The organism is Chitinolyticbacter meiyuanensis, from assembly GCF_008033135.1.
GTDB classification, from domain to species: domain Bacteria; phylum Pseudomonadota; class Gammaproteobacteria; order Burkholderiales; family Chitinibacteraceae; genus Chitinolyticbacter; species Chitinolyticbacter meiyuanensis.
Window position 1 is genome coordinate 1,113,799 of the sequence record NZ_CP041335.1, and the last position, 13,153, is coordinate 1,126,951.

The 13,153-nt window shown below is 65.7% G+C and carries 11 protein-coding genes; 8 read left to right on the forward strand and 3 right to left on the reverse strand.

Annotation, left to right across the window (positions count from 1 at the left end; all coding sequences use genetic code 11):
* The first annotated feature begins 31 nt into the window (after window positions 1–31).
* Complete coding sequence (locus FLM21_RS05425; protein ID WP_148714586.1) at window positions 32–493, forward strand: NUDIX hydrolase; 462 nt, start codon at window positions 32–34, stop codon at window positions 491–493.
* The gene (mnmA, locus tag FLM21_RS05430) at window positions 490–1,563 is read left to right on the forward strand and encodes a tRNA 2-thiouridine(34) synthase MnmA (RefSeq protein WP_148714587.1); all 1,074 of its coding nucleotides are present in this window, start codon (window positions 490–492) and stop codon (window positions 1,561–1,563) included. Before FLM21_RS05425 ends, mnmA begins: the two co-directional genes overlap by 4 nt.
* A gap of 24 nt (window positions 1,564–1,587) precedes the next feature.
* On the opposite strand, the gene FLM21_RS05435 is transcribed toward mnmA, so the two are convergent.
* Window positions 1,588–2,898, reverse strand: a complete 1,311-nt coding sequence (locus tag FLM21_RS05435) for a Na+/H+ antiporter family protein (RefSeq protein WP_148714588.1) — start codon at window positions 2,896–2,898, stop codon at window positions 1,588–1,590.
* Window positions 2,899–3,088: 190 nt separating this feature from the next.
* On the opposite strand from FLM21_RS05435, the gene FLM21_RS05440 reads away from it, so the two are divergent.
* Window positions 3,089–3,850 (forward strand): type 1 glutamine amidotransferase, encoded by a 762-nt coding sequence (locus FLM21_RS05440; protein WP_148714589.1) that lies wholly within the window; start codon window positions 3,089–3,091, stop codon window positions 3,848–3,850.
* A gap of 10 nt (window positions 3,851–3,860) precedes the next feature.
* Here the strand turns inward: FLM21_RS05440 and mutY are convergent, their stop codons facing one another.
* Together mutY and FLM21_RS05450 are read right to left on the reverse strand one after the other, a co-directional pair.
* Window positions 3,861–4,895, reverse strand: coding sequence for an A/G-specific adenine glycosylase (gene mutY / locus FLM21_RS05445; RefSeq protein ID WP_148714590.1), 1,035 nt, complete (start codon window positions 4,893–4,895; stop codon window positions 3,861–3,863).
* The gene (locus FLM21_RS05450; RefSeq protein WP_148714591.1) at window positions 4,892–7,087 is read right to left on the reverse strand and encodes an AsmA family protein; all 2,196 of its coding nucleotides are present in this window, start codon (window positions 7,085–7,087) and stop codon (window positions 4,892–4,894) included. The genes mutY and FLM21_RS05450 overlap by 4 nt, the downstream gene beginning before the upstream one ends.
* A gap of 159 nt (window positions 7,088–7,246) precedes the next feature.
* Here FLM21_RS05450 and FLM21_RS05455 point away from each other — a divergent pair, with 159 nt between their 5' ends.
* The 5 genes from FLM21_RS05455 (at window position 7,247) to FLM21_RS05475 (ending at window position 13,151) form a co-directional block, all read left to right on the forward strand.
* Window positions 7,247–7,654, forward strand: coding sequence for an acyl-CoA thioesterase (locus FLM21_RS05455; protein WP_148714592.1), 408 nt, complete (start codon window positions 7,247–7,249; stop codon window positions 7,652–7,654).
* Window positions 7,654–8,133, forward strand: coding sequence for an LEA/WHy family protein (locus FLM21_RS05460; RefSeq protein WP_148714593.1), 480 nt, complete (start codon window positions 7,654–7,656; stop codon window positions 8,131–8,133). Before FLM21_RS05455 ends, FLM21_RS05460 begins: the two co-directional genes overlap by 1 nt.
* Window positions 8,134–8,148: 15 nt before the next feature.
* The gene (locus FLM21_RS05465; protein WP_148714594.1) at window positions 8,149–8,796 is read left to right on the forward strand and encodes a hypothetical protein; all 648 of its coding nucleotides are present in this window, start codon (window positions 8,149–8,151) and stop codon (window positions 8,794–8,796) included.
* A 109-nt stretch (window positions 8,797–8,905) separates the two neighbouring features.
* A complete protein-coding gene (locus FLM21_RS05470) occupies window positions 8,906–10,108 on the forward strand; it encodes an amino acid aminotransferase (protein ID WP_148714595.1) in 1,203 nt (400 codons plus the stop codon).
* Window positions 10,109–10,244: 136 nt separating this feature from the next.
* Entirely contained in the window at window positions 10,245–13,151 is a 2,907-nt protein-coding gene (locus tag FLM21_RS05475) for an HD domain-containing phosphohydrolase (protein ID WP_148714596.1), read from the forward strand.
* Window positions 13,152–13,153: the final 2 nt, after the last annotated feature.

The following is a 13,153-nucleotide window of genomic DNA, read 5'->3' on the forward strand; positions in this document are numbered from 1 at the left end:
AAAATAGCGCTTTGTTTTCAGCAGCATTGCCATGTGGAAGCCCAATGTCACCGTTGCCACGGTTGTCGAGCGCAACGGTCGATTCCTGATCGTCGAAGAGCGCATCCTTGGTGAGCGCAAACTCAACCAGCCGGCCGGCCATGTCGAGCAAGGCGAGAGCATCACCGCCGCGTGCGTACGCGAAACGCTCGAGGAAACCGCGCACCATTTCGCGCCCACCGCGCTGGTCGGCATCTATCAGTGGAGCCCGCCGGAGCGGCCGGAGCTGACTTACCTGCGTTTCGCCTTCACCGGTGAGCTCACCGGCCACGAGCCGGAGCGTGCGCTCGACGATGGCATCGAGACCGCGCTGTGGCTGAGTCGGGACGAGCTGGTCGCCCGCAGCGCCGAGCACCGCAGCCCGCTGATCCTTGCCTGCATCGATGACTACCTGGCCGGCAAGCGCTATCCGCTCGCATTGCTGCGTGATTTTGATCGGCAGGAGGCTGCATGAGCGTGGCCAAGATCGTGGTGGGGCTGTCGGGGGGCGTAGATTCGTCGGTGAGTGCGCACCTGTTGAAGGTGCAGGGCTATGACGTGCATGGTGTGTTCATGCAGAACTGGGAAGACGACAACAACGACGAATACTGCTCGATCAAGGAAGACAGCATGGACGCCATCGCGGTGGCGGACCTGTTGGGCATCGATATCGAGCTGGTCAACTTTGCCAAGGAATACAAGGACCGAGTGTTCTCGTACTTTCTGGCCGAGTATTCCGCCGGCCGTACACCGAACCCGGACATCCTGTGCAACAGCGAGATCAAGTTCCGCTGCTTCCTCGATTACGCGATCGAGCTGGGTGGCGCCAAGATGGCTACCGGCCATTATTGCGGCAACCGGCTGCGTAGCGATGGCCGTACCGAGCTGATCCGCGCGGCGGACCAGGGCAAGGACCAGACCTATTTCCTGTATCGCCTGAGCCAGGAGCAGGTGAGCCAGGCGGTGTTCCCGTTAGGCGGCCTGCAAAAGAGCGAGGTGCGCCGCATTGCCGAGGAGATCGGCCTGCCCAATGCCAGGAAAAAGGACAGCACCGGCATCTGCTTCATCGGCGAGCGCCCGTTCCGTGACTTTCTCAACCGCTATCTGCCGAAAAAACCGGGTGCCATGGTCACGCCGGAAGGCCGGGTGATGGGCGAGCACATGGGGCTGATGTACTACACGCTGGGGCAGCGCTCCGGTCTTGGCATCGGTGGCGACAAGACGGGCAGCGGCGAACCGTGGTTCGTCGGTGGCAAGAATATCGAGACCAACGAGCTGATCGTGGTACAGGGGCACGACCATCCGCTGTTGCTCAAACCCACGCTGCGCGCGAAGGATTGCTCGTGGATACTCGGCGAGCTGCCGATGGAGGGTCGCTACACCGCCAAGACGCGCTACCGGCAGCAGGACGCTGCGTGCACGCTGCGCCACATCGATGGCGGCGTCGAGCTCGATTTCGCCGAGGCACAATGGGCGGTGACGCCGGGGCAATCGATGGTGCTGTACCAGGGCGACGTTTGCCTGGGCGGCGGCATCATCCAGTAGCGGTCCGCGGTGCCTTGCGTGCGCTCACAACGCCATTACCGCCACCCAGCCTGCGGCCAGCAGCGGCAGGTTGTAGTGCAGGAAGGTTGGCACCACCGTGTCCCACATATGATCGTGCTGGCCGTCGACATTCAGGCCCGCCGTGGGCCCCAGGGTCGAATCGGACACCGGCGAGCCGGCGTCGCCCAATGCGCCGGCGGTGCCGATCAGGCAGACGATAGCCGTCGGCGACAAGCCCAGCTGCAGCGATAGCGGCACATACAGCGTGGCGAGGATGGGCACGGTGGAGAACGACGAGCCGATCCCCAGCGTGACCACCAGCCCGACCAGCAGCATCAGGAACACCGCCAGTCCCTTGCTGTCGCCGATTACATCGACCGAAGCGGCCACCAGCCGGGCGACGTCGCCGGTTGCCTTCAGCACCTCGGCAAAGCCCGAAGCCGCGATCATGATCAGGCCGATACCGGCCATCATCTTCATGCCTTCCATGAACACACCATCCGCATCACGCCAGCGTAGCGCGCCACCCGCCACGCACACGGTGAAACCGGCCAGCGCGCCCAGCAGCATGGAGTCGGCCCACAGCTGGGTGATGAAGGTAACGACCACGGCGATGCTGGCAACCAGCAAGGTGCGCGGCGTGTAACGGGCGTCCTCGTGCTCGGCGCGCGCGAGGCGCGCCAGATTGTAGTCGCGCGGCTTGCGGTAGCTGAAACAGGCGATGGCAAGGCCGAGCGCCATGCCCAGTGCCGGGATCGCCATCGCGTGCATCACGTCGACGTCGTTCGCGTCGAGCCCGGCCTTGGCGATGCTGCCGAGCAGGATCTGCTTGAGGAAGATTTCGCCAAAGCCCACCGGCAGAAACATGTAGGGCGTGATCAAACCGAAGGTGATGATGCAGGCCAAGAGGCGCCGGTCCACCCGCAGCTGGCCCAGCGTGAACAGCAGCGGTGGCACCAGAAGCGGGATGAAGGCAATGTGGATGGGCAGCAGGTTCTGCGAGGAGATCGCCAGCAGCAGCAGTGCGCCGAAGATCGCCCATTTCACGCTACGCCCGCCGCCACCGCGTTGCACCGCCCGGGCCAGCCCGTCGGCGAGCGCGTGCGGCAGGCCGGATGACGCGATTGCCATGGCGAAGGCGCCGAGCAGTGCATAGGACAGCGCCACGCCGGCGCCGCCACCCAGGCCGCCATTGAAGGCGGCAAGAGTGGCCGCGAGATCCAGCCCACCCAGCAGGCCGCCGACGACAGCGCTCGCCAGCAAGCTGATCACCACGTTCACACGCGCCAGCGACAACGCCAGCATCAGCAGGACGGCAATCACGACGGAATTCATGGCGGGCTCCTGGACGGGCAAAGGCGGCGATGATCCGCCAAGCTGGGCGGACCTGCATCGCGGCTAACGGCAATGGCAGCATCGGTACGCTGCGCTTTTACGGCGCATTGATGTCGCCGTGCCGGTTCTTGACGGGATGTTTATGCCGGCCTGCCTAGCATGCCGGGGTCGCCATCCTTCAGGACACTGTATGAAACCCGTCGCCATCCTGCGCCACGATCCGCTTCAAGGCCCTGGCTATCTGCTCGACTTCCTTGTGCGTCACGGCATTCCGCATCGCCTGTTTGCCATCGACGCCGGTGATACGCCGCCGACCCGTGCTAGCGAATTCTCCGGCGTGGTGGTGCTGGGTTCGCCTGCCAGCGTCAACGACGGGTTGTTGTGGATGCGGCGCGAGGAACGGCTGCTGGTGGACGCGCTGCACCTGTCAGTGCCCATCCTCGGGCACTGCTTCGGCGGTCAGATGCTGGCTCGCGCACTGGGCGCCGAGGTGCGGCGCAATCCGGTGCCGCAGATCGGCTGGGGCCGGGTGTTCGTGACGCAGTTCGACGAATCGCGTCGCTGGTTCGGGCCGCGCCGCGAACTGCAGCTGTTCCACTGGCACTACGAGACCTTTGCCATCCCGCGCGGTGCGCGCCGGGTGCTGTTCGGCAGCTATTGCATGAACAAGGGTTTTGCCTATGGCCCGCATCTAGGCGTGCAGTCGCACCTGGAGGTGACCGAAGCGACGGTGCGCAGCTGGTGCGCGCAGGGGGTGAGCGAGATCGCGGACCATGCCGGCCCCGCAGTACAAGACGCAGCGGATCTGCTGGCCGACTTGCCGGCCAAGGTGGCGGCGCTGCATTGCATTGCCGACCAGGTGTATGGCCAATGGGCAAGCCGGTTGGCGCGGCCGGTGTTGCTGCGGCCGCACGGCGGCGAAGGCTGGGGACGGGCGCTGAACGGTGGCTGAGCCGGCGTGGTCAGCGGGTCAACAGTTTGCGCAGCGGCGTCGGAATGCCGGCTGCAAGCGCGGCATCGCGACTGAACCAGCGCACGCCAGCCTCCTGCACCGCAGGCGCTGTGTTCAGCACGCTGACCGGCTGTGGAGTGATGGTCAGCCGGAAGTGCGTGAACACATGGACAAAATCGGGCAGGGCGGGCTCGGGCAGCACGGTGAGGCCCCAGCGCTGGCGGCAGCTGTCTTCCGCATCCAGTGTGCTCGCCACTTCGGGCAGGCTCCACAACCCTCCCCAGATGCCGGTGGGCGGCCGCTGCTCCAGCATGAGCTCGCCGACATCGTTGCGGATCAGCAGCATCACCGTGCTGCGTTCCGGCATGGCTTTCTTTGGCTTCGGAGTGGGCAGCTCCAGCTGGCGGCCGGTCTGCCGTGCCACGCAATCGTCCTGCAGCGGACAGGCCAGGCAGGCCGGTTTCTTCGGCGTACAGACGGTTGCGCCAAGGTCCATCTGTGCCTGGGTGTAGGCCGGCATCTGTGTGCCGTTGGCTGGCAACAGCGATTCCGCCAGCAGCCACAGCCGGTTCTCGATCGCCTTCTCGCCGGGAAAGCCGGAGATGCCGGCCCAGCGGGCCAGCACCCGCTTCACATTGCCGTCGAGGATGGGGCTCTTCACGCTGTAGGAAAACGCCGCGATTGCTGCCGCTGTCGAGCGACCCACGCCGGGCAGTTCGGCCAGCAGCACCGGATCTTGCGGAAACGTGCCGCCGAAGCGTTCGACCACCATGACGGCCGCCGCATGCAGGTTGCGGGCACGGCTGTAGTAGCCGAGGCCGCTCCACAGGGCGAGCACATCGTCGAGCGGTGCAGCGGCCAGCACGGCGACGCTGGGGAAGCGCGCCAGAAAGCGCTGGTAATACGGGATGACGGTGGTTACCTGCGTCTGCTGCAACATGATTTCGGACAGCCAGACACGATACGCGTCGGCCACTTGCCAGGGCAGGTCGTGCCGGCCGTGCGTGGCCTGCCAGCCCAGCAGGCGCTCGGCAAAGGAGATCATCGTTTCGCCCCCACTGTGGACTGCGGCGTGGGGCGGCTCTGCCGTTGCAGCAGTTGCTGGCGCAAATTGCCGTAATCCACCCGGTACTCCGGCGCGGCGAGTGAGCCCGTCAGCGTGACCGGCACGATCAGGCCAGCTAGCTGCTGCAGTTCGGGCACGCGCGGATTGGTGCCGGCTTTCATTGTGTAATCGATGCGGCCGGTGCCGAGGTCGAACTCGCCCTGGCCGGACAAGCGCAGCAGGCCGGTGGTGACCGCCAGATCGTCGTTGCGGGCGAGACCATCCTTGATCGCCAGGCTTGCCTTCAGCGTGGAGAAGTGCGTGCTGGCCTGCAGGTCGGCCAGCCGCACCGGTTCGCCGCTCATGCGCTTGAGCTGCTGGTTGGTGGCACGCAACACCGCTTCCAGGTCGATGCCGCGGATCGCGCCACGGTTCAGCGCCAGCTGGACCTGGCCACTGGCGCTGCCGCGAATGTCCGAGATGCGGTTGCCGCTGGCGGTGACGTCGAGCGCCAGCTCGCCGTTGCCTTCGAAGCGCTCGATCGCCAGCAAGTCACGCATCAGCGGATTGATGTCTACACCGCTCAGCCGCTGCTTGACGTGGAACTGCGGCACGCGCCCGCCGGTATCGATGGTCAGCGCCCCGGCAAGCTCGCCGCCGTAGATATGTGCCGATAGCGGATCGAGCCGGGCCACGCCGTTGTTCGCGCTGAAATCGAGCGCGATCTGCTGCAGGTGCAGGTTCTTGACGATGAGCTCGCCGAGCTGCACCCGGCCATTGGCATTGATCTGGCCGAGCCAGCCGAAATCGTATGGTGTTTCGGCGTCAACGCCACGTGCGCCTTCGGCCACCGCCGGCAGATAGGGGGTCAGGTCGAGCCGGGCAAGGTCCAGGTCGAAGCGATAGCGCGGGTCGACGAAATCCTCCGCGGCGAACAGCGTCGCCAGCTGGGCACCATCGAGCGTGCCACGATTGGTTAGCTGCAGGGTCTCGCGCTTGAGATCGAGTTCCGCCTCACCCTCCAGCTCGAACGGGATGGCGCCGCGTGGCAAGGCACGGTTGGCGTAACTGCCGGTCAGCCGGTAGCCGGCAAGGCGGGCTATGGTGCCGCGCTGCAATTCCAGCGGGCTCGCGAATTTCAGCACAAAGGTCTGCTCGGCCGAGCTGACCTTCACGTCGATTGCGGCGTGGTCGGCCCGCAGCGAGCCCTGGCGCGAGCCGGCCAGCGCCGGCAGCTTGAATTCGGCGGTCACCCTGCTTTGCGGGCTGCGGATATCGAGTGCCAGCTTGAGGTTGGTCAGGCGGGCGATGTCGTTGCGCACATCGATGTTCGGCGCGTCGAGCGACCATTGCCACGATTGCTGTGCACGGGTGCCAAGGGCGGACAACTGTAATGATCCGCCAGCCAAGCGCAACGGCTGCCAGCCGTAGACCAGGTTGCCGGTGGCCTCCAGCGTGGCGTTGGTCAGCGCCAGCTGCGGCGCGCTCTTGCCGAGCTGTTGCAGGCCGAGCTTGAGGTCGGCCACCAGCAGGCGCCGTTCGGCGGCCTCATAGCGCAGTGCGGCGCCGGCTTCCAGCGCGGCGCGCCACTGCGGCTGGCCTGATTGCAGGACCGCCAGTTCGCCCGCCAGATCCAGCCGACCGGCCTTGGGGTCGGCCGGCTGATCGAGCAATACGCTGAGGTTTGACAGCCGGGCGGTTTCGGCACTCGCGGCATCGCTGAAATCGATGCGGGCGTCGTCGAACTCGACGCCTTCCAGATCGAAGTGCAGCGGCGAGGCATTGCTGCGGTGGGCCAGCAGGTCGTCGAAGTTGTAGCTGCCGTTGGCTTGGCGGCGCACGGCCAGCTGCGGCCGCGTGGCCTCGAGCCGGGTGATGGTCGCCTCGCCATGGCGCAGCAACGACCACAGCGAGAATTCGATGCGGACCTCGTCGGCATGGGCGAAGCGCGTGCGCCCGTCGGCCTCGGTCAGCCCGACATTGCGCGCGGTGAGGGCAGGGCGGGGCAGCAGCACGACACGTGTCTTGCCGCCCACGCTCAGCGTGCGGCCGGTATCGCGCTGCAAGGCGAGCTTGAGCTCGTTGCGGGCGTACTCGGCGTCGATGAAATAGGGTGCGATGCCGATCAGGGCCAGCGACACTGCGACAAACAGCAGTGCGAGGCGGAACGGCCGCGAATGGCGGAGATCCATCGCTATTCGTGGAGAGCGACTTGAAATGATGCGGCCGATTATGGAGAAGCCGGGCGCGCTTTCATAGTGCACAGTACCGGGAAGCAGTGATTTTCCCCTCTTGCCGTCGGCAACGGCTACGGACCAAGATGCACGGCAACATCGTTTGCCGGAGCCGTCATGCAACGCACCGCCATCAAGGTCCGCGGGTATCACCTCGACCTCTACGGCCACGTCAACAATGCCCGCTATCTGGAGTTCCTGGAGGAGGCGCGCTGGGAATGGATGGAAATCGCCGGCCAGCTGGAGTGGTTCATGCAAGAGCGGCTGGCGCTGGTGGTGAGCCGCATCGATATCCGCTACAAGCGCCCGGCCACCATGGGCGATGAACTGGTCATCGAAACCTGGATGTCGGAAATCGGTGAGCGCCATGGCGTGGTCGCGCAGCGCATCGTGCGCGCCGACAACGGCAAGCTGGTGGCCGAGGCCGATGTCACCTTCGCAGTCGTCCATCCCGAGCAACAGGGCGCACGGCCCTTTGCCGGCGCCATCGCCGAACGGCTGCTGCCCTTGCTGGAGGAGCACTGATGCGCCGCCTGATCATCATTGCCTGCGCGCTGCTGCTGGCTGCCTGTGCCGGCGTGCCCAGTCATTTCGAGAAGCCGCGCGTATCGCTGGCGGGCATTGCACTCAAGGAAGCCGGCATTCTGGAGCAGCGTTTCACACTCACGCTACGGGTAGAAAACCCCAACGACGTAGCCATTCCGATCAAGGGGCTCGATACCACGCTGGAAATCAATGGCCAGCCGCTGGCTTCGGGGGTGGCGGCGAGCGCGGTGACCTTGCCGGCGCTGGGCGAGGCGCGCGTGGCGATCGACGTGACCAGCAATATCGCCACGCTGTTGCGTCAGCTGCGTCGTGCTGCGGAATCGGGCGCGCCGCGCTACAAGCTTGCCGGTAAACTGTTCGTGCCGATGCGGCCAGACGGGCTGCCGTTCAGCGTGGAGGGAGAGGTGCCGGCCATTGACGGCCTGTTCGATCCCAAGCCTAACACCCAGCAGTTCTGAGACAGGCGTGAGCCCATGAGCGATGAACCCATCGTCGAGATCGTCACCACCAGCGAGCCCGCCGTAGAGGTCGTGGACGAGACGGCGCCCGCCAAGGCGTCGCTGCTGCAGCGCTTCCGGCTGCCGTTGATGATTGCCGGTGCCGTATTGGGTGTCCTGTTGCTGCTGGGGTTGGGGCTGGGCCTTGGTTTCTTCATCCGCGAGTTCAACGAAAAGCAGTACGTGGACCAGATCACGCTATTGCGCGGTGCGTTGCAGCGTAACGCCGATGGCTGGCGCGAGGCGCGGCTGGCCAACGAAGCGGCGCAGGCGGAGCTGATCGGGCTCAAGGCCGGCCAACTTGCCGTGACCGCGTCCTACGCCGCCGCACAAACGGAAATCAAGCAACTGCGCGAGGCGCTGGCAACCGCCAGCGCAGCAGCACATGCCGCCACCCAGCCGGCGGCACCTGCTGTCACCGGCGCTGCGCCTTCGTCCGGCAACAAGGGTTATCTGCGCTTTGGCAATACCCGCTGCGTGATCCGCCCCGGCGAGAAGATCGACGACATGGCCAATTGCCTGAAGGGGGAGCCGACCCCGGCTACTGGCAACGGCAGTAGTGGCAAGCCTTCGGCAGCCCCCGCCAAGCCCGCCCCCAGCCCTGCACCGCAGCACGGTCATTGATTACCGGCCGTTACGCAGCGCCCTGTCGGCGCTGCATGCCGGCTGTGTAGAATGGCGCTTTCATTGGTTCATGGGCGAAGTTGCGCCCGAAAAACGTTTGGAGCACCGCATGACCGCCTCGATCTTTGCCGCCGTGGAAATGGCGCCCCGCGACCCGATTCTAGGTCTGAACGAAGCCTACAACGCCGATACCCGCAGCAACAAAGTGAACCTGGGCGTCGGCGTCTACTACGACGACAACGGCAAGCTGCCGCTCCTCGCCGCCGTGAAGGCCGCTGAAGAAGCCCGCCTGAAGAACGCCCCGCCGCGCGGCTACCAGCCGATCGAAGGCCCGGCCACCTACAACAACGCCGTGCAGAACCTGTTGTTCGGCGCAGGCAGCGAGCTGACCGAAGCGGGCCGCGTGGTCACCGCCCAGGCTCTGGGCGGTACCGGTGCGCTGAAGATCGGTGCCGATTTCATCAAGCGCCTGTCGCCCGATGCCACCGTCTACATCAGCGATCCGAGCTGGGAAAACCACCGCGCGCTGTTCGAATCGGCCGGTTTTGTCGTCGAGAACTACCCGTACTACGACGCCACCACCCGTGGTGTGAACTTTGCCGCGATGAAGGCTGCGCTGCTGTCGTACGCGCCGGGCTCGGTCATCATCCTGCACGCCTGCTGCCACAACCCAACCGGTGCCGACCTCAGCGACGCGCAATGGGCCGAAGTGGTCGAAGCCTGCCGCGAGCGCGGCCTGGTGCCGTTCCTCGACATGGCCTACCAGGGCTTTGCCGAAGGCATCGATGCCGACGCGGTCGCTGTGCGTGCCTTCGCCGCCTCGGGCCTGCAGTTCTTCATCTCCAGCTCGTTCTCCAAGAGTTTCTCGCTCTATGGCGAGCGCGTTGGCGCGCTGTCCATCATTACCAGCGGCAAGGAAGAATCCGGCCGCGTGTTGAGCCAACTGAAGCGCGTGATCCGTACCAACTATTCCAACCCGCCGATCCATGGCGGCGCGCTGGTCGCGGCCGTGCTGTCGAGCACCGAGCTGCGCGCGCAGTGGGAAGCCGAACTGGCCGGCATGCGTGACCGTATTCGTGCGATGCGCTCGGGCCTCGTCGAACAACTGAAGGCCAAGGGCGTGGCGCAGGATTTCTCCTTCGTGGTCAATCAGCGCGGCATGTTCTCCTACACCGGCCTCACCGCCGCCCAGGTCGAGGTGCTGCGCGCCGAACACGGTATCTACGCCGTGTCGACCGGCCGTATCTGCCTGGCTGCACTCAACAGCGGCAACATCGGCTACGTGGCAGACGCCATCGCCAAGGCCGTCTAAGCGCTTCGCGCCAAACAAAACGCCCCGCCTAGTGCGGGGCGTTTTGTTTTTGGCCGACATCGTTCGGTGGCGACATCGGGCGGCGAAACGGCAACGGCTCTTCTAAGCTCAAGCAGCTCTCGTCAGAATCCTCGCCATGCCCCAAGCCCATCGCGTCCGCTATCCGCTGCATTTTCACATCGCGTGGTTGTTCCTGCTGCTGATCACCGTGTTTGCCGCAGTCAGCATCATCTACAACGACCGGCAGGCCAGTCGCATGCTGCTGTCGGCCTCGCAATCGCTGTTCGGCCGCATCGGCGAGCAGACCGCGCAACGGGTCAACGCGCTCTACGGCGGCAGCAGTACGGTGGTGGACCTGCTGGCACAACACGATTTCGCCCGTGCCGGCTCGCTGCAGGCGCGCCTGGCAAGCCTGCCCTACCTGGTCCGGGCGTTGCAGAGTCAGCCGGCTCAATCGGCGATCTACGCTGGCGATGCACGTGGCGATTTCTTCCTGCTGCGGCGTTACGACGCGGCGACCATGAAGGCGCGATTCGCACCGCCGCCAGGCACGGTGTGGCTGGTGCAGAGCGTGGAGCGGCCGGCGGGCAGCGTGGTCGGCCGCTATCTGTTCTTCGATGCGGCGCTGAACCCGCTGGGTCAGAAGGACGATCCGGGCTATCTGTTCGATGCACGTCAGCGCCCGTGGTATGCCGCCGCGCTGGCGCGCGAACGGGTGGCCGCGACGGCGCCCTATGTGTTCTTCACCACGCGCGAGGTTGGCACCACGCTGGCGCGGCGCACCGACGACGGCAATGCGGTGGTGGCAGTCGACATCACGTTGTCCGCCCTGTCGAGCGCGCTCGCGGCTGAACGGATCACGCCGGGCACGGAGCTGGCGCTGGTCGATGGCCAGCAGCGTGTCGTCGCCTACCGCGATCCGGCACGCGTGGTGCAGGCCGATGGCGAGCGCGGCTTCCGGTTGGTGGAAACTGCCTCGTTCGGTGTGCCGGCACTGACTGCGACACTGGCGCCGGGGGCAGGCACCCATCGGGTCTCCGCATCGGGGCGGGCCTGGCAGGGGCATATGGCGCCGATCGCCTTGCCCGGCGGCGGCCAGCTGACGCTGCTGCTGGCGGCTCCGGAAGACGAATTGCTCGCCGATGCACGCCGGGTGCGGCGCGAGACGGTGATGATCGCCATCGGCCTGCTGGCACTGATGGTGCCGTTTGCAGTGTGGCTGTCGCGGCTGGCATCGAGCCCGCTGACAGCGCTGACCCGTGAAGCACGCGATATCCAGGCGCTGCGCTTCGATAAGCCGGTGGCGGTCAGCTCCTTCATCACCGAGATCGATGAGCTGGCCCAGGCGATGGGCGTGATGAAGTCGACGATCAGGCAGTTCCTCGACATCGGTGGCGCGCTCGCGTCCGAGCGCAATTTCGATGCGCTGCTGGCGCGCATCCTCGGCGAAACCGTGCATATCGCCGCCGCACACGGCGGCGTGATCTACCTGCGCGAGTCCGACGGCAAGCTGGCGCCGGCCCAGGTGCGTTGGGAAGAGAGCGCTCCGCGGCATCTGCCGCCGCCATTGGCACCGGATGCCGGTCATCCCGCCGCCGAAGCCGTGCGCACCGGCAGGACGATCTCCACCACCCATAGCGTCGCCACGCTGACCGAGTGGTTCGAGGGCATGGCGGAGTTCCCGCACGCGATGACGCTGATCGCCATCCCACTGATCGATCGCCGTGGTGCGCCCTTGGGCGTGCTGCTGATCCTGGAGGATGACCGCGATGCGCTGGGGGGACAACGCACGGTCGGCCCCGAGTTGGTGGCGCTGATCGAGGCGGTGTCCGGCTCGGCGGCAGCAGCGATCGATACCCAACGCCTGATCGCCGAGCAGAAGGCTTTGCTGGAAGCGTTCATCCAGCTGGTTGCTGGCGCCATCGATGCCAAAAGCCCCTATACCGGCGGCCATTGCCAGCGGGTGCCGGTGCTGACACAGATGCTGGCGGATGCCGCCTGCGAGGCGGATCGCGGGCCGTGGGCGGATTTCGATCTCAATGCCGAGGAGCGCGAAGCGCTGCGCATCGCCGCCTGGCTGCACGATTGCGGCAAGGTGACCACGCCTGAATACGTGGTCGACAAGGCGACCAAGCTGGAAACGCTGTACGACCGCATCCACGAGATCCGCACCCGCTTCGAGGTATTGAAGAGCCAGGCGGAACTCGCATACTGGCAAGGGCTGGCAGCAGGTGGCACGTCAGAGGAACTGGCTGTCGTGCGCGATGCCGAGCTCGCCCGGCTCGACGATGATTTCGCTTTCGTCGCCCAGTGCAACGTCGGTGGCGAATACATGGCACCCGACAAGATCGAGCGGCTGCGTGCCATTGCCGCACGTACCTGGCGCCGTACGTTGTCGGATCGGATCGGCATCTCGCACGAGGAGCGGCTGCGCAAGGCGGCGGTTCCTGAGCCCGAACTGCCGGTGGACGAACCACTGCTGGCGGACAAGCCCGAGCACATCATCGCGCGCTCGCCGCACGATGCGCTGCCGCAGGGTTTTGGCTTCACCATGCGCATGCCGGAGCATCTGTATCACCGCGGCGAGCTCTACAACCTGTCGGTGGCGCGCGGTACACTCACCGCGGAAGAGCGCTACAAGATCAACGAGCACATCGTGCAAACCATCGTGATGCTGGAAAAGCTGCCGTTCCCGCGCCATCTGGCCAGCGTGCCGGAGCTGGCCGGCGGCCATCACGAGAAGATGGATGGCACCGGCTATCCCAAGGGCCTGAGCCGGGATGAGATGAGCGTGCCGGCGCGGATGATGGCGATCGCCGACATCTTCGAAGCGCTGACCGCGGTTGATCGGCCGTACAAGGAAGGCAAGAGGTTGTCCGAATCGCTCGCCATCATGGCGCGGATGGCGCAGGAGGCGCATGTGGACGCCACGTTGTTCCGTCTGTTCATCGAATCGGGCGTGTACCGCCGCTATGCCATGCTCTACCTGCAGCCGGGGCAGATCGACATGGTGGACGAGGCTGCGCTGCTGGCAGGCCTCTAGAG

Excerpts from the sequence above, each read along its gene's own strand:
- FLM21_RS05425 (WP_148714586.1), top strand. The coding sequence starts at position 32 with ATGTGGAAGCCCAATGTCACCGTTGCCACGGTTGTCGAGCGCAACGGT.
- mnmA (WP_148714587.1), top strand. The coding sequence starts at position 490 with ATGAGCGTGGCCAAGATCGTGGTGGGGCTGTCGGGGGGCGTAGATTCG.
- FLM21_RS05435 (WP_148714588.1), bottom strand. The coding sequence starts at position 2,898 with ATGAATTCCGTCGTGATTGCCGTCCTGCTGATGCTGGCGTTGTCGCTG.
- FLM21_RS05440 (WP_148714589.1), top strand. The coding sequence starts at position 3,089 with ATGAAACCCGTCGCCATCCTGCGCCACGATCCGCTTCAAGGCCCTGGC.
- mutY (WP_148714590.1), bottom strand. The coding sequence starts at position 4,895 with ATGATCTCCTTTGCCGAGCGCCTGCTGGGCTGGCAGGCCACGCACGGC.
- FLM21_RS05450 (WP_148714591.1), bottom strand. The coding sequence starts at position 7,087 with ATGGATCTCCGCCATTCGCGGCCGTTCCGCCTCGCACTGCTGTTTGTC.
- FLM21_RS05455 (WP_148714592.1), top strand. The coding sequence starts at position 7,247 with ATGCAACGCACCGCCATCAAGGTCCGCGGGTATCACCTCGACCTCTAC.
- FLM21_RS05460 (WP_148714593.1), top strand. The coding sequence starts at position 7,654 with ATGCGCCGCCTGATCATCATTGCCTGCGCGCTGCTGCTGGCTGCCTGT.
- FLM21_RS05465 (WP_148714594.1), top strand. The coding sequence starts at position 8,149 with ATGAGCGATGAACCCATCGTCGAGATCGTCACCACCAGCGAGCCCGCC.
- FLM21_RS05470 (WP_148714595.1), top strand. The coding sequence starts at position 8,906 with ATGACCGCCTCGATCTTTGCCGCCGTGGAAATGGCGCCCCGCGACCCG.
- FLM21_RS05475 (WP_148714596.1), top strand. The coding sequence starts at position 10,245 with ATGCCCCAAGCCCATCGCGTCCGCTATCCGCTGCATTTTCACATCGCG.